This is a genomic window from Xenorhabdus griffiniae (assembly GCF_001028135.1).
In the GTDB taxonomy this organism is placed as follows: Bacteria; Pseudomonadota; Gammaproteobacteria; order Enterobacterales; family Enterobacteriaceae; genus Xenorhabdus; species Xenorhabdus bakwenae.
Map to the genome: position 1 here is coordinate 1 of NZ_LDNM01000141.1, position 1,595 is coordinate 1,595.

The 1,595-nt window shown below is 55.9% G+C and carries 1 protein-coding gene and 1 pseudogene; both read left to right on the forward strand.

The genetic code is table 11. From position 1 onward, the window contains the following. Positions 1-974: pseudogene (locus tag AAY47_RS18765) on the forward strand (DNA primase); the annotation flags it as partial. Between the two features lie 218 nt (positions 975-1,192). Further along, positions 1,193-1,595 (forward strand): site-specific integrase (locus AAY47_RS18770; protein ID WP_047771829.1); only part of this gene is annotated, 403 nt, incomplete at its 3' end.

The window sequence follows — 1,595 nt, forward strand, 5'->3', positions numbered from 1 at the left end:
TGTGTATAGTGGACAGGCGTACCCAGTACAGCGCCATGACCGGGCAAAGTCTGTTCTATCTGGGCGAAACCCATCTCCAGCACAAGATTTTAGCGATAGCGGAAGAAGAAGGGGTACGGCAGGCCGCCTATGCGCTCAAGCTGTTGCAGTCAGACGGCGAGCTGACCATGGCGAGCACGGGCAAGGATGAAGCGACCGGAAACCTCGTTACCAAAAGCTACACCGTCAAAGGCCCGGTGATGCTGATGCTGACCACGACCGCCATTGATGTGGATGAAGAACTGCTCAACCGCTGTCTGGTGCTGACGGTCAATGAATCCCGCGAACAGACCGAAGCCATCCATGCGTTGCAACGGCAGAAGCAGACGCTGGCAGGCTTGCTGGCTGAGAACGAGCGCGAGTACCTGACTCAGCTTCACCAGAACGCCCAGCGGCTGCTGAAACCCTTGAATGTGGTCAATCCGTATGCGTCGCAACTGACCTTTATGTCAGACAAAACCCGCACCCGCCGTGACCATATGAAATACCTGACGCTCATTCAGAGCATCGCCCTGCTGCACCAGTATCAGCGGGACATCAAAACGGCAGAACATCGCGGGAAGCGGCTTGAATATATCGAAGTGACCAAAGACGATATCAAACTGGCGAATCAGCTTGCCCACGAAATCTTAGGCCGGACATTGGACGAGATGCCGCCGCAGACGCGCAAGCTGTTATTACTGATCCAGCAGATGGCGCACGGGATGGCATCGGACAGGCAGCAAACGCTGCGAGAGGTGCGTTTTACCCGGCGGGATATCCGCGACTTCACCCAATGGAGTGACAATCAGCTTAAAGTGCATTGTCAGCGACTGGCTGAGATGGAATACCTGCTGATCCACGGTGGCAGTCGCGGGCATCTGTTGCAATACGAACTGCTGTGGGATGGCGAGGGCGACAGCGCCCACTTAAGCGGTTTGATCGTGCCCGTATGATCACCGCAAGTTGGACTGAAAACAACGCAAGTTGCCCACAAGTTGGGTTCAAGTTGGTATCAAGTTGAGGCAGACAAAACCGCTATCAGACCGCAGCCAGACAGGGCTGACAGCGCGCAAGTTGGACAAACTCAAAAATCACTGTTCCGGCAACACATTAACATCGTCCCGTCATACCGTACTGCCGGATAGCTTCCATCACAAAAAGGACAATCCGCATGATAACTTCACACGACAACACCCTGATCACACTGCGCCAGCAGCTTGAAGCGTGGTGCGACACGCTGCTGGCACAAGGCCGGGCTGACCGTACGCGGGAAACATACCGTAGTTACCTGCTGCCCTTTATCGACTGGTGCGAACAGCGTACGGTGCGTTACCCCGCACAGGTCACACTGGTGTTACTGGAAAGCTGGCAGCGGTATCTGCGGGCTTACCGCAAAGCCGATGGTCAGCCTTACGGCAATAACGGTCAGCGGGAACGGCTGATCGCCCTGCGGCTGTGGTTCCGCTGGTTGCTGCAACGCCATCACATCCTCTACAACCCGGCCGAGCAGATGGTGTTGCCGAAAGAAGAAAAGCGGCTGCCGGCGCAGATCCTGAGTGAACGGGAAACCACAC